This window comes from Thermogutta sp. (assembly GCF_039793925.1).
Lineage (GTDB): Bacteria > Planctomycetota > Planctomycetia > Pirellulales > Thermoguttaceae > Thermogutta.
In genome coordinates this window covers 9,872-31,166 of sequence record NZ_JBAMME010000265.1, presented here as the reverse complement: position 1 = coordinate 31,166, position 21,295 = coordinate 9,872, and the positions used below count along the sequence as shown (strand labels likewise).

The window sequence follows — 21,295 nt, the reverse complement described above, 5'->3', positions numbered from 1 at the left end:
CGAATGGGGACCTGGGGACTAGCTGCGTCGCTGTCTGGCGAATTGATCAGGCTGGGAGGTTACGGCCGTTTCTCTGATCCCTCGCTCAGCAGCAGTCGCCGGAGCTGCGCGATAACCGGGGCATTGGCCGGGGGAAAATCCTCGGGGACGAGTCGGGTGACGTCCAGCCAGAAAAACGGTGCTCGGGGCCGCGGAATTCCCGCTGCGGTAGGCACGGCAGTAAAGAAGCGAATTTCCAGGCGCCCGTAATCGTAATCCGCATGGACTGTGAGGAGGTGCTCTTCAATTCTCACGCTCAGGCCAGTCTCTTCCTGAGTTTCTCGCTGAGCAGCCTGTTGCCAACTTTCTCCCGGTTGCAGACAGCCACCGGGAAATTCCAGATACCCGGCCCACGGGCGTCCCGCGGGCCTCCGCCCCACGAGGACGAGCCCTGCGAGCCGGACCACCGCAACAGCCACCAGTTGTTCCTTCTGCTCTGAGGCCCACGGCGAGTCGTTCATGACCGCAATCTTGTGGCGTTTCCCTGAAACGTGGCAGTGCTAATGGCAATCGTCAAACGGTCTTCTGAGGCACCTGCGTATTTTCGATGACATCGGCGACCCGCGCGATGCTCCGACGCCAGGTGGCCAAACGCCCCTTCAGACGCCTTGCGGAATAAATTACGATCCGTTTTGCTCCTAGCCGTCCCGGTTTGGGATGGAGGGCCAGGTGCCAATCCCAGTAGGTCGGTGGATGTTCATAAAGTGCGTCCATGATGTGAAAAACATCCTCCGCGGTGGGCAGTGAATTGGCCTGAGTAACGTCCAGCACCACCCAGAGGCTTGTATGAGGATTCTCCCTCAGCACCAACCGGATCCATGGTATGATCTCGCCGAACCGTCCCGCAAATTCCGCTGCCGTGAACCAAAGGGTATGCGCAATGTCCACTGTCTCCGGTGAGGGGATCGCAGGGGGGTTATCGAGATCGATTTTCCATACACTTCCACCGTGGCGCACACGATCGAATGAAAGCTCGTCATTGGCAATGGGGAGGGGATCGAAATCGGTGTTGAAAGCGTCTTCGGCCTCGGCCATTAACTGTTGGATTTCCTCCGGTCGAAGGGATGGTGTGCTCAAGACGTGATAGGGAGGTCGCGGTTGAAATTCGAGCCCCAGTTCCTCGCATCGCCGACGAAACTCCGTGCCTGGCAAGACAGATAGCCGAAAAACCTGTGGTTCGTGGTAAAGTCCGGAGGAAGCGAGATATTCAATGCCCTCGCGGACAGTTTCGGCGGTATCCCCAGGCAGACCGATGATCAAATCGACACGGACGTGGATTCCTGCATCCATGAGGGCTTGAACACCGCGTTCAAAAGCCGGAAGATTAACACGCCGGCGCATCAAATCCTGGGCCGTGCGTCCAACCGATTGGAGCCCGAGCTCAACTTCGACAAAGCCGGCCGATCTCATAAGCTGCGCCAGTTGGGGACGAATTCCTTCGGCCCGGAGTTCTCCCGAGTATGTGAAGCTGCCTCGTGGATTACCTTCCCGAAGTGTATGAAGAAAGTCTTCAAAATCCCGTCGCTGGTTGAGTGTGGGATCAAGGAGAAAAACCTCGGCCACTCCGGACTTTTCCGCCAGCCGGAGGTTTTCCAAGATTACCTCGCGCGACATGTAGGCAAGCCGGTCGAAGCTTTTGGGATAAAAGCAGAAACTGCAATGGAAAATACATCCCCGGATGGACTCCAGCAGGAGCGTGTTGTGCCAGCGTGGGTCGATCATGCCGTCCAAATAGACTCGGCCGACAGCGTCCAAGGAGCGCAATTGTGGGCGGGGTGGGCCAAAGCGGCCACGATGACGGTTCCAAGTTCCCGGAACGTCTGGTGCTTCGATCGGGTGCACCAGCAGCTCCGGCGAATCGGTGAGAACGGCGAGGAGTTCCGAAAACGTCTCCTCACCTTCGCCGAGAACGGCCCAATCCACCGCCGGATGGTTGACAAACCACGCGTTATCGAATGTGGCCTCCGGACCGCCCACCACAATGCGGGTTTGCGGTCGGAGCTCCTTGATCCGCTGGGCAAGCCACAGAGACCGCTCGGCATTCCAAACGTAACAGGAAAAGCCCACGATGTCAGGCTGTCGCTCCAAAATGGCGCGAAGGAGTGCGGCATCGCCAGCCCGATCGGCGAGTGAGGGGGGGAGGATGTCGATTTCTGCCGGGATACCATGCACACACTGCGCGAAGTACTTCAAATACCCGGCGGCAAGGGGAACGTTTCCCTTCACCAGTTCGGGACCGAGCGGTGGGATCGGAAGTTGGACCAAAACAACGTGAAGTGGCATCCAGGTCAATCTCGCTAAGTTGGGAAAGACCTCCAATAACGGGCCAAAAGGGAGCTTCAGCACATTTTATTCGGTGGGATGGAAAAACTCGGCTTCGTTCTGGAAGTTTAGGGCGGCGCAAGAATGTAAGACAAGGGTCGCGCACGACTGATAGCGATCCGCCACCTGTGGAAAACGGCAGTGGTAGGGTTGTCGCTTTGTCCACGCCGTTTGGTCGGCTTAGGCCTTGGCGGAAAGTGCGGTAACTTCTGGCTGCTGACCCGCCAGTTCCTGGAGTGTCTGCAAGAGCGTTTCTCGCCGGATCGGTTTACTGAGATACTTATTGCAACCGGCGGCGAGGCATTTTCCTTCATCTTCCGCGAGAGCATGGGCAGTGAGGGCCACGATGATGCCCGAATAGCCTTCCTGGCGGAGAAATCGGGTGGCTTCGTAGCCGTCCATCTCCGGCATTTGCATGTCCATCAAAATCACATCAAAAGGCTGTCCTTCCTTCCAGGCTGCCAGGGCCTTTTCCACGGCCTGTCGGCCATTTTCAGCAAGCGAAACTCTGATTCCCGCTTTCTCCATAATCATTTTCAACAACCGCTGGATGTCCGGAGCGTCTTCTGCCAGCAGCACGCGGAGATTGGAGAAATCGTTGGCCTGACTTTCGGGACTGGCCACCGGTGAGACGCCTGCAGCGGCGCTCTGGTTGGAGTGCGTCGTCGTGCCGCTGGACGACAGAGCCGGATCGGCTTGCTCCTTGCCAACGGGTTGCACCAGGATGGTCACGCTGAAGGTACTTCCCTTGCCAGGCGTACTCAAGACTGTGATTCCACCACCAAGCATCTCCGCGAGACGTTTGCTGATGGAGAGGCCAAGCCCCGTGCCCCCGTGTTTTCGGCTTGTCGACGAGTCTCCTTGAGTGAACGGCTGGAACAACCGGGCCAGGAGGTCGGGCGGTATTCCAATACCCGTGTCGATGACGTCAAACTGCAGGCGGGCGTTGCCGGCTTCTTGGGGCATGCACGAAACACGGACGCGCACCTCGCCTTCCTCGGTGAATTTGATGGCATTGCCGATCAGATTGATGAGAATTTGCCGAATGCGAATCGGGTCTGAAATGATCATATCGGGAAGCGGCGTCAATACCTCCAAAAGAAGAGGTAGCCTCTTCTCTTCGGCGCGAATCCGCATCAGTGCAATAATGTCATCGAGGGTTTCCCGAAGTGGGAACGGCTGCATCTCCAGACGCAGTTTTCCAGCTTCGATCTTGGAAAGATCGAGAATATCGTTGATAAGCTGGAGGAGATAATTGCCATTTTTCTGGATGGTTTGCAGCGCAGCACGGTGTTCGGGCTTGCAGCCCTCTCGGGTCAGGTCGTCAAGGAGCATTTCGGTATAGCCCAGAATGGCCGTCATCGGAGTGCGGATTTCGTGACTCATGTTGGCGAGGAACTCGCTTTTTGCCCGGGTGGCCATTTCTGCCCGCTCGTACAGTTCCTGAAGGGCCTGATTATTCGCCTCAAGGACCGCGGCATATTTGGCGAGTTGTTCTTCCGCTGCTTTTCGCTGGGAGATATCCCGAATGATGGCCACGTGGTGCTGAACGGTGCCCAGCTGTACTGTGGAAACGGTGAATTCCACCGGAATGAAGCTACCATCCTTGCGGCAAGCTGCGGCTTCTATCTGCCGAGTTTTTTGGACGTCGCCTTCCGTCAGAATTTGGGAGCGCTCATTCTCCTTGCCGAGTTCCGCGGTATCGTGTTCGCACGCGATGAGTTCCTGAAGCGGACGTCCCAGCATTTGTTCGGCGGAATATCCAAAGATGTTCTCGGCTGCCGGGTTGCAGAACACGATTTTTCCCGACTCATCACTGAGTATGATCGCGTCGCCCGCAGAGTCCGTGATAACACGAAGTTGGGCCTCCTTAGCTTGCAGCGCCTGTTCTGCTTGCTTGCGGGACGAGATATTGAGAAACGCGATCACGAAATGTTCTGCATCGATTCGGTAGGCCGTAATGTTATACCAGCGATTGAGAGCGGGATAATATTTTTCACAATTAATGGATTGAGACATTTTCACCAGAGTATGGAGCATCTCCAGCCATTCATCGCGGATGTTTGGGAAAAGAGTAAGGACGCGGCGACCGAGCACCTCCTCCCTTTTCTTGCCTGTGTCCTCTTCGAAGGCGGGATTGACGTCCACAAATTCAGAGTCCACGGGAGTTCCGTGCTCATCAAAAATGACTCTGTGAACGGCGATTGCCGCGGGGGCATTCTGCATGAGAAGGCGAAACCGGCGTTCGCTTTCCCGCAGTTGCTCGCGTTGTCGATATTGCTGGGTTACGTCTCGAAAGACGAGCACCGCGCCGAGTATATTCCCGTTTGCATCGCGAATCGGGGCACAACTGTCGGCAATGTGAAATTCGCAGCCATCGCGGGAGATAAGCACCGTATGATTGCTTAGCTCCAGAACCCGGCCGGTGGCGATGGCTTCTCGCATCGGATTGGGCACCGGCATCCTCGTGGGGCTATCGATGATGACGAAGATTTCCTCCAAGGGTCGGCCTCGCGCTTCATCGCTTTTCCAACCCGTGAGACATTCCGCCACGGAGTTCAGACCGGTGACCCGGCCGTCTCGATCGCAGGTGATAACGCCGTCACCAATAGACCGGAGCGTGGCGTAAAGGAGTGCATGGCTCCGCATGATTTCCGCTTGGGCTCGTTTTTCTCGGGCCCTATAAGCAAGGAATGCACCGCATAGCCCGCCGAAAAAAACAAGAGATGTAATCACGGCTGCGGCAAGGCGCCCCGGTAGTTGGGCAAGCACCTCTTGCCGCATCTTGCTTAGGGGCACGGCCACAATTTCCAGGGAAACATCACCCACCTGATGGCTAAAACCCTGCGGATCATAGCGGGTGAGGAGGGCCGGTGGGGCATCCTCGCGTCGCCCGTGGCATTGCAGGCATGATTGTTCAAAACGTCGCGGTACCGCCTCAGCAAGAAATTCTTCACCACCTTCAAAAAATTGAAAACGTCCAGACCAGGACCGGGCGGTGGGATTGTCTTCGAAGAATCGAATCAGTTTTTCCTCCCCGGGACTCGGGCGATTAGCAGGATTGAGTGGTCGCTCAACCGGGAACCGCACGATGTAGCCCTTCTGTGAGAGTTGAGTATCTTCGAAGACCTGCCGGGCGGACGCAGTCGTGGACGTAAGTTCGGGCGGCAGATCACGGGGCGAAGCATGCTTGAGCAGTTCGGGGCGAACATGCCGACCCAGAAAGTCATGCAAGGCTGTCTTAAACTGTTGGGTCAAGCTGAGCCGTTCCTGAGCCTGTTTGAGGACGAGTTGCTCCGTAAATCGATAAGTTCCCCACACTGTAGCCGCAAGAAACAGAACTGCCAAAAGGGTCACGGCCAGGAAGAACTGCCGTGGAGCTGCCGGCGAATAAACCAGCGTTTCCGCAGAAGAGCGTAGCCGTTGAGCGACTAATGTACACCACAGTGAAGTTCTCGCAACGAGACCAAGGGCCACAACAAATGCGAGAAGAACCACGCTCGGCACACCGGCCCGCAGCGCTACGCGTTGATACCAGTTAGCGGCGTGGATATCCACGCCCAAAACGGCCATCACTTTCTGGGTGTCGGGGGAAACAATGGGAACAAAGGCAGAAACCCAGGTGCCCCAGCGGTCTGCACGGGGACCTTCGGTGGCATCTTGCGAAGAAGCAAAAACTCCCCGAAGAGTGTTTGAGGCTTCCTGGTAATCATCACCGGGCAAAGAGGCCGCTGGACTTTCATCCGGTTCGCTGTCAGCATAGAAAAACACGCGGCCGTCCGATCTTTGACCCGCCAAATAGGCGAATCGGCAGTCCGGCACGGTGGTGCGAACTTGTCGAAGCCACTCCTCAAGCTGCCGATATTCCTCCCGCGACTGATCACTGGAATTCCCGTGAAGCCCCTGGAGCGCGTGAAGAGGCAGCCCTGATGCTTGGGCACGCACATCTTGGAGGAAATCTTCCCGCAGAGATTTATCCGCCCAAAAAATGATAAGCCCGCACCCTATCAGAAAGATGGTGGCAAGTCCGCCCAAAATAGTAAAACATCTTGCTCGCATAAGCACCATTTGATTCCGCATTACCCACGCTTGTTGGATATGTTTTTCGCGCTGTCTGCTGATTGTCACGGGTGTGGTGCAATGGAGCTGTCAGCAGTTCTAGGCAAATATAGGACACGAATGAGGGGGTACCGCCAACGGTTGCCGCGAAAATTTCCCTGGACGTCCTGGAATGATAAATTTGACGGTTGTGCGAAGATGTCGCGGGGTAGGGATTCCTTTTGGAGTAGGTTTTCAAATCGGACCGACAAATCATAGCCACGCAAGGGATTTTTCTTAAGCGCAAGTAAAAAACCAACGGGATCTGGGATGCATCTGAGCGTGCGGCTAAAGCTACGGACGAGGGACTAAAATACTGCAAATTTGGAATTCTCCTTAGGCCGCATAGAATTGCGCAAGGATCGCAGTGGCTGCCCGACGTTCGCAGAGGCTTGATGTCTGAATCCTCACGAAGAGGAGATCTCCCATGGTGAGGGAAATTCGGTTGGAAGTTCGCGGCATGCACTGTGCGGGATGTGTTGCCCGCGTGGAAAAAGCCCTGCGATCAGTGCCCGGTGTGGACGATGCGCAGGTGAATCTCGTCACGCAACGTGCAGTGGTACACACATCCAACGAGTCGTTGCAGACTCAGCCACTTGTTCAGGCAGTAGCAGCGGCCGGATACGAAGCAGTCCCGTTGGAAGACTCCTCCGAAGAGGTGGAGGGCGAAGAATCCGCTTCTTCATCGCCCTGGTCTCGCGAGGCGGAAGAACAAAAGACTCGCCTTCGGCAGCTCGCAGTGGGGTGTGTGGGGTTGATTGTTATCCTGGCCACCATGCTTGTCCCGGGTGTTGCCGCCACGTTTTCTGCCTGGCCGGCGATCATCGCAGCCACAATCGTTCAACTGTACCTGGGTGCGGTGTACGCGAGCTCGGCGTGGAAGCAATTGCGGCACGGTGGTGTGAGCATGGACACGCTCATTGCCGCCGGCACCTGGACGGCATATCTGGCCGGGATTGGGGAAGCCTTTGGCGGCTGGTCTCTTGCGGGCCACGTGTCGACCAGTTCCCATCCCGGCGGCAACCTCTTTCTGCCCGTTTTGCCCATGTATCTCAACGATGCCGCAATGATTCTTACTTTCATCACGTTAGGAAAGTATTTGGAAGTGCGGGCAAGATTTCGGGCATCCTTGGCCATTCGACGATTGATGGATCTTTCGCCCTCTTTTGCGAGAGTGATTCGTGGGGAATCCGTTCAGGAGGTCTCGGTCCGCAAGGTCCAGGTGGGTGATCACGTCAGAGTGCTACCGGGTGAAAAAATTCCTCTCGACGGCCTCGTCGTAGCAGGGGAGAGTGAAATCGATGAATCCTGGCTCACGGGGGAGTCAGTGCCGGTGGCGCGAACCGTCGGTCAAGAAGTCTTCGCCGGGACGCTCAATCTTACCGGACCGATAACCATCCGGGTAACCAAGCCTGCCAGACAAACGCTCCTTGCCCAGGTGGTCCGGATGGTGGAACACGCTCAGGAGACTCGACCGCGTCTGGGACGCCTGGCAGACCGTGTGGTGGCCTGGTTTGTCCCCGGGGTTTTGATCACGGCTGCCGCGACGTTTGTGATCTGGGGCTTCGTCGTCGGAGAGTGGAGGATGGCCCTCAGCACGACGGTGGCTGTCCTGGTGGTGGCATGTCCGTGCGCTTTGGGCCTGGCCACGCCGACGGCGATTGTGGTGGCAAGCGGCCGGGCAGCCTCACGCGGTATCCTCGTGCGTGATGCTCAGGCGCTAGAGTCGGCGGCCTTTGTGAATACCGTCGTTCTGGACAAGACGGGTACGGTGACTGTGGGGAGGCCGCAGCTTGTGGAAATCCGCCCTGCTCCCGGCCACACCGAGGAGGAGCTTCTCCAGGTGGCAGCGACGGCCGAACAGTTGAGCCTCCATCCCGTTGCCCGCGCTGTCCTCGAAGAGGTACGTCAGCGGGGCCTCACGTTTCCGACGGCCCGATCCATCGAAGTGTTGCCCGGCCAGGGCATCCGGGTGGAAAGCGATGGCCATACCATCGTCATTCAATCGCTGGATTTGGCCGATCGGTTGGCAGGAAAATCTGCGGCAGTTATCGGGGCAGGAGCGGAGGAAAATGACGTTGAGGGCGAAACGGCAGCGGTGGGAGCCAAATCGTCGGCGATGGTCGTCGGTTCCGGATCACGGATTGTGGTCTCCGTCCTGAGGGATGGCGAGCTTTTCGGAGTTCTGGAGTTTGCCGACCTGCCGGCTGAGGAAAGCCGCGAGGCCATCGCCACGTTGCAGCAGATGGGGTTGCAGATCATCATGCTGACCGGCGACCGTGAAGAAACGGCCCGTGCCGTGGCGGAACAGTTAGGAATCAGAGATTTTGAGGCGGGTTTGACACCACCCCAGAAACACGAGAGAATCCGAGAACTTCGGCAAGCTGGTCATTGCGTGGCCATGGTCGGGGACGGCATCAACGACGCGGCGGCACTGGCAGAGGCCGATGTGGGAATCGCACTCAGCCACGGTGCCGACATCGCCAAGGAAGCGGCTGCGATCGTTCTCATTGGCCGGGGATTACTAGCGGTGGTAGATGTATTGCGGCTCGGCCGGGCCACCGTGAGGACCATTCGTCGCAATCTTTTTTGGGCCTTTGCGTACAACGTGGTGCTTATCCCCCTGGCTGCCGGAATCATGTATCCGTGGACGGGAATCCTTATTCCGCCGGCTGCGGCGGCTGCCGCAATGGCCGCGAGTTCGGTTTCGGTTGTCTTGAGCAGCTTGATGCTCGGCCGGGCGGTCGTTGACCGTCCGTCGCGCCCGGGATACACTGAATTGTAAGATGCCACCGGCACTGCCATTTCGGCACTGCTCACGAGATGGTGCTAAGTGGGTACATTTGCTGCTGGGTGCGTGCCGGATCGGCGGTCGCGTGCTGTGGAACTGTTCGGTCGTATGGTGGCTGTAGCTCAGCTGGTCAGAGCACCAGACTGTGGATCTGGGTGTCGCGGGTTCGAATCCCGTCAGCCACCCTTTGTGAGTCTCTGCTTGCGGCGTCACGGGCGGGACATCTGGGCATAGTGAGGCTGGGATGCCGCGCGGACCCTCCGATAGATAGCGCTCATCCTCAAGGATCCTTGGTTGCCCAGCTCTTCTGTGGACTTGCGGAGTTCGCAGGCCAGACATATCTTTTTCTGTAAGTGCCCCTGGCGCAGTCGTCGGTCAACCGTGAGACGATTTCTGCATAGAGCGCCGCCATCGCCGGGTGACGGAGAATCGCAGCGCCGTGGGACTACGATTTTTTTGGAGCATGTGCCCTCGTAGGTTGAGGCCCGTCGCCCACCGGATGGCGGAGATTGACTCTTCGCATCGGTATTTCCGGGAAGTAGATTTCTGAGCTTCCAATACGCAGGCCAATTGAGAGGACGCGGGTATGCGTGATGCTTATCGGGTGGAAGTGGACTCGATGGGAGAGGTGCGGCTGCCTCGTCTGGCGTACTACGGGGCGCAGACACAGCGGGCGGTGGAGAACTTCCCAATTTCCGGTCAGACACTGCCCGCCGAGCTCATTCACGCCCTGGGCTGGGTGAAATGGGCGGCCGCCAGGGCCAACGCGGAGCTGGGACGTCTGACCTCCGGGCCGAGGGGACTTACACCGGCGCAGGTGGAGGCCCTTCTTCAGGCCTGTCGGGAAGTCGCGGAAGGAAAGTTCGATGACCAGTTTCCTGTGGACGTATACCAAACCGGCTCGGGTACGTCTAGCAACATGAACGCGAATGAGGTCATCGCCAACCGAGCGATTGAACTTTCCGGCGGCGATCGGTTCCAGGCAGAAAAGCCGATTCACCCCAACGACCACGTGAATATGGGCCAAAGCACCAATGACATGTTTCCCACGGCCATCCACGTGGCGGTGGGACTGGCCATTCGCGACCAGTTGATCCCTGCTCTTCGCGAAGCGGTGGAGGTGCTGCAGGAAAAAGCAAGGGCCTGGGCCGATATCATCAAAATCGGTCGCACCCATCTGGCGGACGCCACGCCTTTGACCCTTGGTCAGGAGATGAGTGGGCTGGCGCGGATGCTGGAGCTGGGTGTCGAGCGTGCCGAGCGTGCTCTTCAAGCGGTGCTGGAGTTACCGGCTGGAGGAACGGCCGTGGGTACAGGGATCAATACCCATCCCGAGTTCGGGAAACGTGTGGCCGAGATCCTTGCCCAGGAACTAGGGGTTCCATTCCGCGAGGCGGTCAATCATTTCGAAGCCAACGCGCAGCGCGATGGGTTGGTGGAATGCCATGGCCTGTTGCGGACGGTGGCGGTCAGTGTGTTCAATGTCGCCAACAATCTTCGCTGGCTCGGCTCGGGGCCGCGATGTGGATTCTACGAAGTGATTCTGCCGGACCTTCAGCCGGGCAGCTCGATCATGCCGGGCAAGGTGAATCCGGTGCTGTGCGAAAGTCTTATGCAGATCGCGGCTCGAGTGATAGGAAACGACGCCACGATCACGTTTGCGGGGGCTTCCGGCGGGCAATTCCAGCTCAACATCATGATGCCGGTGATGGGCACGACCGTCCTGGAGTCTATTCGATTGCTTTCGCAAGGCCTGAGGGTCTTCACAGAGAAGGTGCTCCGTGGCATGGAAGCCAATCGTCAGGCGTGCGAGGCGGCTGTGGAAAAGAGTCTGGCTTTGGTAACAAGCCTCAATCCGTACATCGGATACCAGCGCGCAGCAGCCATTGCCAAAGAGGCTTTTCGCTCGGGCAAGACGGTGCGGCAGGTGTGTCTGGAACAAAATGTATTGCCGCCCGAGCAGCTTGAGGAAGCTCTGGACCCGAGAAATATGCTCCATCCGCGGTGATGAGCGTACCCGTCGGTTTGTTCTGTCAAGGGAAGAAAATCGGGCAGTCAGAGAAAGCCCGGTGGCGAAGGTGACTATTTCCGTTGGGGTTGCGCAAGTTGTCTTGAGTGCGCTGGTTGTGACGGTTTGGCCCCGGTGCGGGGAGGCTCCCACGTGTTGACGGGGGTTGGGCCGATTTCTAGAATGCCAAGATCGTACACATTATAATTGTTTCATTTGCAAGATGTTTCATTTCCCGCGGGACTTGAGTTGCTACCTCTTCGGAGTCGGGTGCGGGCAAGAAGGGCGCGGAAACTGAACTTGCGCTCTGAGTATTGCGTAGTAAGGGTGCCAGGGTTGCATTGGCGCGGTCTGTGCAATGGCACTTGGGCCTGGAAGCGATAGACCTGCCCACCCTGGTCCCGCCACCCGAGCCGAGAGCGCGATGCCGGACGGCCGGCTTGGGAATTGTCCCGCCTGAGATGTTGAATGGTTGGCTTCAGTGTTCCGCGATGATCCGATGCCAACGCTATCGTTGGGCGGTTAAGTGGGGATCGTTCTGAGCACAGAGCATTGACTGGGCACAAGGTTGCGAGGGCCCCATGGAATTTGATCCGGCAGTGATTCCCTTCACGTTGTTTCTGCTGGCTCTGATTGGTGTCAGCGTCGGTCTTATCGTGCTGGGTCATCTGTGCGGGCCGAAAAGGCCTAATCCCGTCAAGGCGATGCCGTATGAAAGCGGGGTGGATCCGTTTCATGACACTTCCCGCCGGTTTCATGTGCGGTATCACGTCTTGGCGGTCGTGTTTTTGGTGTTTGACGTAGAACTGCTCATTCTTTACCCGTGGGTGCTGGCGATTCGAGGCCAGCCTGGCGTCTCGTCAGCACAAGTGAGTGTGGCTCAGGGACCCACGACGTCTGCTGCGCCAGCACCGGTGGCGACTGATGCTTCGGGGGGGATCCCTACCTTTGCGCCGTCGGTTGGGAGTGGAACTGGGGAAGGTGGTTTCTCGCTGATGAGCGTCATGACATCGGTGGTAGGAAGTGGATTGATTTTCCTCGCGCTGCTGACGCTGGGTTACATTTACGATTGGCGTCGGCGGGCGCTGGACTGGAGTTAACCAAGCGAGGTCAGCCATGACCGATCTTCCCGATAATGTGGTCATCACCAAGCTTGATGCTTTGGTGAATTGGTGCCGCAAGAACAGTCTTTGGCCGATGCCCTTCGCCACCGCCTGCTGCGGTATCGAGTTGATGGCAACGGGGGCCAGCCGCCATGATATTGCGCGATTCGGGGCGGAGGTGTTCCGGTTCAGTCCCCGGCAGTGCGATCTGATGATCGTGGCGGGGCGTGTGGTGATGAAAATGATGCCTGTTCTCCAGCGGATCTGGCTGCAGATGCACGAGCCCAAATGGTGTATTTCCATGGGCGCGTGCGCATCGACGGGTGGCGTCTTCGACACGTATGCAGTGGTGCAGGGGATCGACCGCTTTATCCCCGTGGATGTGTATGTGCCGGGATGTCCCCCCCGGCCGGAGCAACTTCTTCAGGCGATTATCGATCTCCAGGAGAAGATCCAGCGTGAGGGAACGGCCAGCGGCCGGGAGGCCTCTCGTCGGCGGCAGCCGCCGCGGGCACTCGTGGAGGATCCCAGGAACCCGCGGCTGGTGGTGGCTGGGCCGCCGCTCTTTGCCTCTTCTGAGAATGATCCTGCTGGCGGTCGGATGTCGGATTCGGAAACTTCGGCAACTTGAAAATCCCGCACCGAAAGGAAGCCGAGAATGGCGAGTCCCGAAACCCTCCAGAAATTGAAAGAGCGCTTCCCGGAAGCAGAAATCAGCGAATTTCGGGGACAGCACCGGGCCGTGGTTCCGGCCGGCATTGTCCATGACGTGTTGAAGTTTTTGAAGGAGGACGTCGGGCTGGCCCTCATTATTGACATCACATGCGTGGACTACCTGTACTATCCCAACGCTAAGGATCGGTTTGGGGTGGTCTACATTGTGGGCCATCCGGAAACGGCGGAGCGAATGATCATCAAGACGTTTGTCAATGACCCGGCGCCGACCCTGCCTACGGTAACCGATTTATGGGAGGGAGCCAACTGGTTGGAGCGGGAAGTGTGGGACATGTTCGGTATTCGCTTTGAAGGTCACCCCGATTTGCGGCGGATCCTGCTCCCGGAAGATTTTGAGGACCATCCTCTGCGCAAGGACTATCCCCTCCAGGGACGCGGCGAACGCCACAATATTCCGGTCGTCACACGGGATTTGGGGTGAAAGGACCAGTTGACCATGCCGCTGGAAAAGAGCACCACGTATATCCCTAAAGACGATGCTCAGGAATATCTGTGGACCATGAATTTCGGTCCACAGCATCCCGCCACGCATACCACCCTGCGATTGATCCTCAAGCTGGAAGGGGAACGGGTGGTCGATGCGGATTGCGACATTGGATATCTCCATTCAGGCTTTGAAAAGCTGGCGGAGCACCTCAACTACAACCAGTATGTCACGATCACCGACCGGATGAATTATGTGTCGCCGATGGCCAACAACGTGGCGTGGCACCTGGCGGTGGAGAAACTGCTGGGGATTGAAGTGCCTCCCCGCTGTCAGTATCTGCGGGTGATTGTCGCCGAGCTGGCGCGAATTGCCGATCACCTGGTGTGCAATGCGGCTGTGGGGTTGGATACCGGCGCGTTCACGTTCTTCATGTACGCTTTCAATCCGCGAGAGTTGATCTATGACATTTTTGAGGCTCTTTGCGGTGCCCGGTTCACCAACAGCTATACTCGGGTGGGGGGACTGATGTATGACGCCTCGCCCAAGGCCATCGAGCTAATCCGGGAGTTCGTGAAGCGGTTTCCTCGGGCGCTGGATGACATGGAACGGCTTCTCACCCGAAACCGCATCTTCATCGATCGCACGAAGGGGATCGGTGTTCTTACCAAGGAGGAGGCCATCAACCGGGGGGTGACTGGGCCGATCGCCAGGGCCAGCGGAGTGACGCGGGACCTCAGGAAGGACGAGCCCTACCTGGCCTACAAAGATTTTGATTTTCAGATTTGCTGTGCACAGGCCGGCGATTGTTACGCGCGTTATCTTGTGCGCATGGCGGAAATGCGGGAGAGCCTCAAAATCATCCAGCAGGCGGTGGAAAACCTGCCGCCGGGGCCGGTCAAGGTGGCGGTGAGCGAGCGCATCGCGCTGCCCGAAAAATGGCAGGTGTCGTCCACCATTGAGGGGCTCATCACGCACTTTGAGTTGATCATGAGCAATCGGGGTTTCGAAGTTCCCTGCGAAGAGGTCTACTGTGCCACAGAATCACCCAATGGAGAGCTGGGATTCTATATCGTGGGAGACGGTTCTCCCTATGCGTACCGGGCGAGGTGCCGACCGCCTTCATTCGTCCACTTTGCTTTGTTCCCCCACTTGATACGCGGGCACACGCTGAGCGATGTGGTGGCGGTGTTGGGAAGTTTGAACATCATTGCGGCGGAGCTGGACCGGTAAGGGGCATCCCGGCGATGGCATCATCGAAAGAGTCTAGCGAGGAGGAAGCAGTGAACGACAAGCAGACGGTGACCGAGGCCCCATGCGAAACTGGCCGACAGGTACTCAACGACGACCTCCGCGAGAGGATTCGTGCGTATTTGCCGCGTTATCCGTCGCCGCGGGCGGTCGTGCTCCCGGCGCTCCACTTGATTCAGCAGGAGTTGGGCTGGGTCTCTCCCCAGGCGGTACGGGAGCTGGCCACCCTGCTGGGAATTCCAGCCCCGGAAATTCAGGATACACTTTCCTTTTACGGATTTTTCAAACAGCAAAAGCCCTTAGGGAAATATCGCGTGTGGGTGTGCCGATCGTTAAGCTGCGCCATCTGCGGGGGAGAAGATTTGCTCGGCTATCTCCAGGAAAAATGGCGGATTGAGCCCGGTGATACGACCGCCGACGGGCGATTCACGCTGGAGGCTGCCGAGTGTCTGGGCGCGTGCGAAATGGCGCCGGCAGTGCTGATCAACGAGAGCATTCATGCCCGTGTGACCCGAGAGAAACTCGATGAAATCCTGGATCAGTTGCCCTGAAGGCTTCCGCTAGAGAGCGCCATGGAGAATTTTGAACCGGTCCTGTTAGCGAACATCCATCGCCCTGACAGTCATACCCTGGCCGCCTACGAGGCGACAGGAGGATACCAAACTTTGCGCCGGGCGCTGCGGGAGCTTTCCCCCGCACAGGTCGTGGACGAGGTTCGACGAAGCGGTTTACGGGGCCGCGGTGGCGCAGGGTTTCCCACAGGGCTGAAATGGTCGTTTCTTCCCGCGGATCATCCGGGACCCATTTACCTGTGCGTCAATGCGGATGAAAGTGAGCCGGGCACGTTCTGCAACCGTGTCCTCATGGAACTGGATCCTCATCAGGTGCTGGAGGGGACGATCCTCAGTGCCTATGCCACACGTGCGACGACGGCTTACATCTATCTCCGCTATGAATACCCATTGGCCTTGCGGCGGCTTCAGGCTGCCATCGACGAAGCCTACGCGGCGGGTTATTTGGGTAAGAACATTCTTGGTTCAAATTTTTCGCTGGATGTTTACATTCATCGAGGAGCGGGCGCCTACATCTGCGGGGAGGAAACCGGCCTGATCGAGAGCATTGAAGGAAAGCGGGCGTGGCCGCGCAGCAAACCTCCTTTCCCGGCAGTCGAAGGACTCTTTCGCAAGCCCACCGTTGTCAACAACGTGGAGACGCTTGCCTGCGTGAAACATATCGTGGAGCGTGGGGCCGACTGGTTCCGCACCATTGGTGTGCCTCCTGCTCCCGATGATCCCCGTGACCCGGGAAGTTTTGGGCCAAAACTGTTCTGTATCAGCGGGCACGTCAATCGGCCGGGGTGTTATGAGGCACCGCTGGGAATTTCCTGTCGCGAGTTGATCGAAAAATTCGGCGGTGGGGTTTGGAAGGGCCGCCGCGCCAAGGCGGTTGTGCCCGGGGGATTGAGCACCGGGCTGCTCTCCGCAGACGAACTGGACGTGCCCATGGATTTCGTGGGGCCAGTTCAAAAGGGATGCCTGGGGCTGGGGACAGGGGGCGTCATCGTCATGGACGAGACGTATCCGATTATTGAATTCCTTCACAACAGTTGTCGGTTTTTCGCTCACGAAAGCTGCGGTCAATGCACGCCGTGTCGGGAAGGAACGAGTTGGGCCCTGCAAATTGTGAGGAGGATCAAAGCAGGGCGAGGGAGACTGGTGGATCTCGATCTCCTTTTGGAAATTGCGGACAACATCGGCATTATCCCGGGCACAACCATTTGCGGGTTGGCAGATGGCGCTGCATGGCCAATGAAGACGGCGATTCGCAAGTTTCGAGAAGAGTTGGAAGATTATATCAAACGAACGAACCCCACCGGCTACAAAATCCGACGTCCGGTACCCGCTCTCGATAATGGAACCTGTTCCCAAAAGGGAAGTTCCGTATCGTTTCAGGCATAACAGAGGAAGATGGGGAGAGAATTTGAGCGGGCGAATCGCGTGATAACGGCGGGAAAAGCTGGGCAGTGAACCCTGAGTGGTAAGTGAAGACAAGGCGGGAAGGAAGTTAATCATGCCCGTGGTGATTGTTGACGGAAAAGAAATTGAAATCAAAGCGGGGGAACGCCTGAACGCCATCGAGGCAGCAGCGCGGGCAGGCGTGGAGATTCCCCATTACTGCTGGCACCCTGGCTTGTCCGTGGTCGCCAGTTGCCGGATGTGTTTGATCGAGATGGGGACACGCGATCCCCAGACGGGAAATATCGTCATGCTGCCCAAACTCGTCCCTGCCTGCAACACGTTGGTCAAAGATGGCATGGTGATTGTCACTAACAGCGAGAAGGTGGCAAGAGCCCGCGCGATGGTGGAGGAGGACTTACTTCTCCGCCATCCCATCGACTGTCCTATCTGTGATAAAGCCGGGGAATGTCGGCTTCAGGATTATCATTTTCAATACGGGCAGGGAGAGCGTCGGGCCGATATTCGGCCGATCACCAGTCGAAAACGGGACATCGGAGACCTGTTTCTGTTCGTGGACCGCTGTATCATGTGCAGCCGCTGCGTGCGGTTCACACGAGAGATTTCGGGGACTTCGGAGCTCATGATTGTCAATCGCGGGACGCACGAGGAAATTGACGTGCTTCCCGACGTTCCGCTTCACAACAAGCTCTCCGGCAACGTGGTGGATCTCTGTCCGGTGGGGGCCCTGGCTGATAAGGACTTCCTTTACAAGCAGCGGGTGTGGTTTCTCCGTCGCAAGGCCAGTGTGTGCGGGCTGTGTGCCACAGGGTGTTCCATCTGGATCGAGGAGAACCAGGATCGCGTCCACCGCATCAAGCCGCGGGAGAATATGTTCGTCAACAAATGGTGGATCTGCAACGACGGGCGGTATGGATATCCTTTCATCCATCACCCCAGCCGAATCCGGGGGGTGATGCGTCGGAAAGCGAGTGGCTTGGCGGCCATCGGCTGGAATGAAGCTCTCCGGGAGATCGAGGAGAAGGTACGAACGGCGTCGCGCCCGGCACTGTGTCTGTCCCCATTCCTTACCAACGAGGAAGCGTATCTTGCCGCTCAATGGCTGCGGAACACGCACCCGGAAAGCGTAATCGCTCTGGGACCCGTCCCGCGAGAAGGGGAAGATGAGCGATTCCCGGGTGGCTTCGTGATCTCAGCCGAAAAATGCCCCAACCGGCTTGGGGTGGAAGCCATTGCTTACGGTTTGGGGAATGAAGTGTTCGGTTGGCCGGAGTTTCTGGAGGAACTCGCGGCGGGCCGGATTGATCGCGTCATTTTCCTGGCAGGCTATATCAAGCCGTGGCTCGATGAAGCGCATGCGGCGGCGGTGAGAAAGGCAAACTGGGTGGCACTGGCCGATCTGTTTCCCAGCCCTCTCAGCGAAAAAGTGGATTTGCTTTTGGGAATGGCGACCTATGCCGAACATGAGGGATCCTACGTGAACCGGAATCATCGGCTGCAGTGGTTGCAGCGCGCGGTTCGGCCGCCCCTCGGCAGCCGCTGCGTGGGCATGGTCTTCTGGGAGCTGAGCGGTCGAACGGGAGTGTATCAGCCCCGGCTCATTCTGGGAGAACTGGCGGCGGAACTGCCGTACTTTTCGGCGGCTGCCGGGGAAATCCCTGAAGTGGGTGTGGATCTGCGGGTCAACCAGTTGGCGCCGAGTACCGCAGAAACACAGGCCACCACAGCCTAGCGCACGGATAACAACTTTGTGAGGCGAAGGTCAAAACGGCAAGCGAGGATTGTCCGAATCGCTGGAAAGGATAGCCCGAAGAGACACCGCACCGAATCAGCGGATCAGCCCAATTGAGGCTAGAATATGGTCGGATTGATTATCGAAACATGTGTGAAAATTGCCCTTGCACTGGGGGTCTTGATGACCGGGGCGGCCTACCTGGTCCTCGTGGAGCGGTGGATTGCCGCGTGGGTTCAGGACCGGATTGGGCCCAACCGCGTGGGGATTCCTCTCACCAATATCCGCCTCTTTGGTTTGGGACAACCGATCGCTGATGGTCTCAAATTGATCTTCAAAGAGGAGTACGTTCCCGGACATGTGGATCGAGTCGTTTACAACTTGGGGCCGATTCTCACCTTTGTGGCGGCTGTGGCGGTGTACGCCGTGGTGCCTCTGGGCCAGGTGGATCTGGGCATTTCGGGGTGGCGACCCATCGATCTGACGATTGTGCCGCAATTTGATGCAGCGCTCGTGTATCTCTTTGCCGCTAATGGGGCGGCCGTCTATGGTGTGATCGCAGGAGGCTGGGCCAGCCGAAATAAGTACAGCCTATTTGGTGCACTTCGTGCTGCCGCTCAGCTTATCGCGTACGAAATCCCGTTGAGCTTGACGCTTCTGGTGGTGGCGCTGTATGCGGGCAGCCTCCAACTTGATCAGATGGTGCTCCAGCAAGCGCAAACGGGCGTATGGAATATCGTCCTGCATCCGCTGACGTTCGTGGTGTTTTTCGTGGCAGTCACGGCCGAGGCGGCCAGGCTTCCCTTTGACCTGCCGGAAACCGAACAGGAGCTCGTGGGTGGGTTTCATACCGAATACAGCGGCATGCGTTTGATGACGTACCTCGTTTCAGAATTCCTCCACATGGTGACGGCCGCGGTGCTCATTGTCCTGTTGTTCTTGGGAGGATGGCATTTCTGGGGGCTGACGGGTTCGGAACCTGTGGCCGGGATCGGTGGGGCACTGCTGCGCATTATCGTCTTCGCGGTGAAGGTTCTCCTGGTCATCTGGTTTTTCATGATGATGCGCTGGAGTTGGCCGCGGTTCCGGTTCGATCAGCTCATGCGGCTGGCGTGGAAAGTTCTCATTCCGTGGGGAATGGTGCCGCTGGTGATCTTGGTCTGGTGGTATTCGGGCGGGGAAGAGGTGCTGGGGCTGGAAGGTGGCCGGGGCCTTGCCCTTTTGGCAGTCATCAACTGGGCGGCACTGATTGCGGTGTGGATCGTGACGGCCCAGCTCAGCCCGCCTTCGTATGACAATCGGCCGCGCCAGGACCTGGTGAGATTGGCAAGGCAGCCGGAACAGGCCATCCCGGCTGGTGTTCGCCCGACGGCAAAAGCCTGGCAGCCGAGCTTCGACAATGAAGAGTGAGGGGAGTTTGTCGCATGAAGCCCGATAGCTCCGAAATACGCTGGGTGGACGAGTCGCCGTTGACACCGGCCGAGCGGTCCTATTTGCCGCTGTTCATTGAAGGCCTGACCACCACATTCCGCCACCTGGTCAGTCCGAAAATCACGGTGCAATTTCCCGAAGAGCGCCACGAGTTTCCGGATCCGATCATTTACCGGGGGGTGCACCGTCTCAATCGGGATGAGCAGGGCCGGGTGAAATGTGTTGCCTGTTTTCTCTGCGCGACTGCCTGTCCCGCCCATTGTATCGACATTGTGGCCGCGCCCAGTCCCTGGCCCGATCGCGAAAAGTATCCCGTGGTGTTCAACATCGATATGCTCCGCTGCATATTCTGCGGGATGTGTGAGGAAGCGTGTCCCGTGGATGCCATCGAACTGACGAGCTTGTACGATCTGTCCGGCAAGAGCCGGGATGAGATGATTTTCGACAAAGAGAAGCTGCTCAGCGTGTATGATCAGACTAAAGACCTTGAGCCTCCCCGTTGGATGCGGGAGCGGGACGTGTTGGAAGACCAGACGAGTGACTCGGCTACCGGAGAGACCTGACTGACAGGCGAGGGGCAAATTCTTTCAGGCAGACGTTGCCGGAAAAGGTGGAAATACGATGGTTTCGGGCACAACCATTCTTTTAGCGGGGATGTTGTTGACTCTGGCGGGGCTGTTCTGGGCCCTGCCCTGGGGGACGGATCGGCGTCGAACCCCGGGCTGGATCCTAGTGGCCTCGGGACTGGTGATGATGGCCAGCCTGATTCCCTCGTTTGGTGGTTTTCTTGCCCGAAGCGTCCTTTGGGGAATGACGCTGGTCACACTGGGCTCGGCGGTGGCCATGATCACCTCGCTCCGTCCGCTTTACAGTGCCCTGTGGTTCGGGATGACGGTCCTGGGCACAGCGGGGCTGATTTTGTACCACGGAGCAGAGTTCGTTTCCATGGCCCTGATTGTGGTGTACATTGGGGCCATTCTGGTGGTCTTTCTCTTTTTGATCATGCTTGACGAACCGCGTGGTCAGGCGGGGTTTAATCGGAGAAGTTGGGAGCCTTTCATCGCGTCGCTGGCCGGGGTCGTACTGATCGGTCTAGTGAGCGGGAGTGCCCTGGAGGCGTTGCGGCCGCAAGATGCACAAAATGAGGCTACTCAGACGGCTCTCTTAAGCGCCGAGAAAGCCGCGTCGAGTTTAGTGCCGACCAAGACGCTTGAGTTGGGTGAGGAACTTTTTGGGGCGTTTCCCCTGGCTGTGGAAGGGTTAGGGCTTTTATTGATGCTGGGGCTCATTGGGGCCACTGCGATCATCACCCGGCCGCTGGAGCCCTTGCTCGATCTTAGAAGCTGGGAGACGCCGGGGATGCCCGTCCTGGTGGAATGGCTGCC

15 protein-coding genes and 1 tRNA gene are annotated in these 21,295 nt (G+C 57.9%); 13 read left to right on the top strand and 3 right to left on the bottom strand.

The genetic code is table 11. From position 1 onward, the window contains the following. Positions 1-59 precede the first annotated feature (59 nt). The 3 genes from ABJK56_RS13255 to ABJK56_RS13245 all read right to left on the bottom strand — a co-directional run bounded on the left by ABJK56_RS13255 (position 60) and on the right by ABJK56_RS13245 (position 6,420). Entirely contained in the window at positions 60-500 is a 441-nt protein-coding gene (locus tag ABJK56_RS13255; RefSeq protein ID WP_347245145.1) for an NUDIX domain-containing protein, read from the bottom strand. Positions 501-552: 52 nt separating this feature from the next. Then, positions 553-2,322: a radical SAM protein gene (locus ABJK56_RS13250; RefSeq protein WP_347245144.1), complete on the bottom strand. Its 1,770-nt coding sequence runs from the start codon at positions 2,320-2,322 to the stop codon at positions 553-555. A gap of 219 nt (positions 2,323-2,541) precedes the next feature. Then, positions 2,542-6,420 carry a PAS domain S-box protein gene (locus tag ABJK56_RS13245; protein WP_347245143.1) on the bottom strand — a complete coding sequence of 1,293 codons (3,879 nt, stop codon included), beginning with the start codon at positions 6,418-6,420 and terminating at the stop codon, positions 2,542-2,544. 466 nt (positions 6,421-6,886) lie between these two features. On the opposite strand from ABJK56_RS13245, the gene ABJK56_RS13240 reads away from it, so the two are divergent. From ABJK56_RS13240 to ABJK56_RS13180, 13 genes are all read left to right on the top strand, one after another. Beyond that, on the top strand, positions 6,887-9,244 hold the full coding sequence (locus ABJK56_RS13240; protein ID WP_347245142.1) for a heavy metal translocating P-type ATPase: 2,358 nt from the start codon (positions 6,887-6,889) through the stop codon (positions 9,242-9,244). A gap of 117 nt (positions 9,245-9,361) precedes the next feature. Beyond that, a tRNA-His gene (locus tag ABJK56_RS13235) sits at positions 9,362-9,435 on the top strand. Positions 9,436-9,836: 401 nt separating this feature from the next. Next, positions 9,837-11,258 (top strand): class II fumarate hydratase, encoded by a 1,422-nt coding sequence (locus tag ABJK56_RS13230; protein ID WP_347245141.1) that lies wholly within the window; start codon positions 9,837-9,839, stop codon positions 11,256-11,258. A 581-nt stretch (positions 11,259-11,839) separates the two neighbouring features. Then, positions 11,840-12,358, top strand: a complete 519-nt coding sequence (gene ndhC, locus ABJK56_RS13225) for an NADH-quinone oxidoreductase subunit A (RefSeq protein WP_347245140.1) — start codon at positions 11,840-11,842, stop codon at positions 12,356-12,358. 16 nt (positions 12,359-12,374) lie between these two features. Then, on the top strand, positions 12,375-12,992 hold the full coding sequence (gene nuoB / locus ABJK56_RS13220; protein WP_347245139.1) for an NADH-quinone oxidoreductase subunit NuoB: 618 nt from the start codon (positions 12,375-12,377) through the stop codon (positions 12,990-12,992). A 27-nt stretch (positions 12,993-13,019) separates the two neighbouring features. Further along, positions 13,020-13,517 carry an NADH-quinone oxidoreductase subunit C gene (locus tag ABJK56_RS13215; RefSeq protein WP_347245138.1) on the top strand — a complete coding sequence of 166 codons (498 nt, stop codon included), beginning with the start codon at positions 13,020-13,022 and terminating at the stop codon, positions 13,515-13,517. Positions 13,518-13,532: 15 nt separating this feature from the next. After that, the gene (gene nuoD, locus ABJK56_RS13210; RefSeq protein ID WP_347245137.1) at positions 13,533-14,753 is read left to right on the top strand and encodes an NADH dehydrogenase (quinone) subunit D; all 1,221 of its coding nucleotides are present in this window, start codon (positions 13,533-13,535) and stop codon (positions 14,751-14,753) included. A 50-nt stretch (positions 14,754-14,803) separates the two neighbouring features. Beyond that, positions 14,804-15,322 carry an NADH-quinone oxidoreductase subunit NuoE gene (nuoE, locus tag ABJK56_RS13205; protein WP_347245136.1) on the top strand — a complete coding sequence of 173 codons (519 nt, stop codon included), beginning with the start codon at positions 14,804-14,806 and terminating at the stop codon, positions 15,320-15,322. A gap of 21 nt (positions 15,323-15,343) precedes the next feature. Further along, on the top strand, positions 15,344-16,729 hold the full coding sequence (gene nuoF / locus ABJK56_RS13200; protein ID WP_347245135.1) for an NADH-quinone oxidoreductase subunit NuoF: 1,386 nt from the start codon (positions 15,344-15,346) through the stop codon (positions 16,727-16,729). Between the two features lie 112 nt (positions 16,730-16,841). Continuing rightward, positions 16,842-18,479 (top strand): 2Fe-2S iron-sulfur cluster-binding protein, encoded by a 1,638-nt coding sequence (locus ABJK56_RS13195; protein WP_347245134.1) that lies wholly within the window; start codon positions 16,842-16,844, stop codon positions 18,477-18,479. A gap of 126 nt (positions 18,480-18,605) precedes the next feature. After that, positions 18,606-19,889, top strand: a complete 1,284-nt coding sequence (locus ABJK56_RS13190; RefSeq protein WP_347245133.1) for a complex I subunit 1 family protein — start codon at positions 18,606-18,608, stop codon at positions 19,887-19,889. A 14-nt stretch (positions 19,890-19,903) separates the two neighbouring features. Then, on the top strand, positions 19,904-20,473 hold the full coding sequence (locus tag ABJK56_RS13185) for an NADH-quinone oxidoreductase subunit I (RefSeq protein WP_347245132.1): 570 nt from the start codon (positions 19,904-19,906) through the stop codon (positions 20,471-20,473). 58 nt (positions 20,474-20,531) lie between these two features. Further along, positions 20,532-21,295: NADH-quinone oxidoreductase subunit J (locus ABJK56_RS13180; protein WP_347245131.1), on the top strand; the 764-nt coding region annotated here is incomplete at its 3' end.

What these genes read in the sequence shown, in the direction of transcription:
- ABJK56_RS13255 (WP_347245145.1), bottom strand. Translation starts at nt 500, where the DNA reads ATGAACGACTCGCCGTGGGCCTCAGAGCAGAAGGAACAACTGGTGGCT.
- ABJK56_RS13250 (WP_347245144.1), bottom strand. Translation starts at nt 2,322, where the DNA reads ATGCCACTTCACGTTGTTTTGGTCCAACTTCCGATCCCACCGCTCGGT.
- ABJK56_RS13245 (WP_347245143.1), bottom strand. Translation starts at nt 6,420, where the DNA reads ATGCGAGCAAGATGTTTTACTATTTTGGGCGGACTTGCCACCATCTTT.
- ABJK56_RS13240 (WP_347245142.1), top strand. Translation starts at nt 6,887, where the DNA reads ATGGTGAGGGAAATTCGGTTGGAAGTTCGCGGCATGCACTGTGCGGGA.
- ABJK56_RS13230 (WP_347245141.1), top strand. Translation starts at nt 9,837, where the DNA reads ATGCGTGATGCTTATCGGGTGGAAGTGGACTCGATGGGAGAGGTGCGG.
- ndhC (WP_347245140.1), top strand. Translation starts at nt 11,840, where the DNA reads ATGGAATTTGATCCGGCAGTGATTCCCTTCACGTTGTTTCTGCTGGCT.
- nuoB (WP_347245139.1), top strand. Translation starts at nt 12,375, where the DNA reads ATGACCGATCTTCCCGATAATGTGGTCATCACCAAGCTTGATGCTTTG.
- ABJK56_RS13215 (WP_347245138.1), top strand. Translation starts at nt 13,020, where the DNA reads ATGGCGAGTCCCGAAACCCTCCAGAAATTGAAAGAGCGCTTCCCGGAA.
- nuoD (WP_347245137.1), top strand. Translation starts at nt 13,533, where the DNA reads ATGCCGCTGGAAAAGAGCACCACGTATATCCCTAAAGACGATGCTCAG.
- nuoF (WP_347245135.1), top strand. Translation starts at nt 15,344, where the DNA reads ATGGAGAATTTTGAACCGGTCCTGTTAGCGAACATCCATCGCCCTGAC.
- ABJK56_RS13195 (WP_347245134.1), top strand. Translation starts at nt 16,842, where the DNA reads ATGCCCGTGGTGATTGTTGACGGAAAAGAAATTGAAATCAAAGCGGGG.
- ABJK56_RS13190 (WP_347245133.1), top strand. Translation starts at nt 18,606, where the DNA reads ATGGTCGGATTGATTATCGAAACATGTGTGAAAATTGCCCTTGCACTG.
- ABJK56_RS13185 (WP_347245132.1), top strand. Translation starts at nt 19,904, where the DNA reads ATGAAGCCCGATAGCTCCGAAATACGCTGGGTGGACGAGTCGCCGTTG.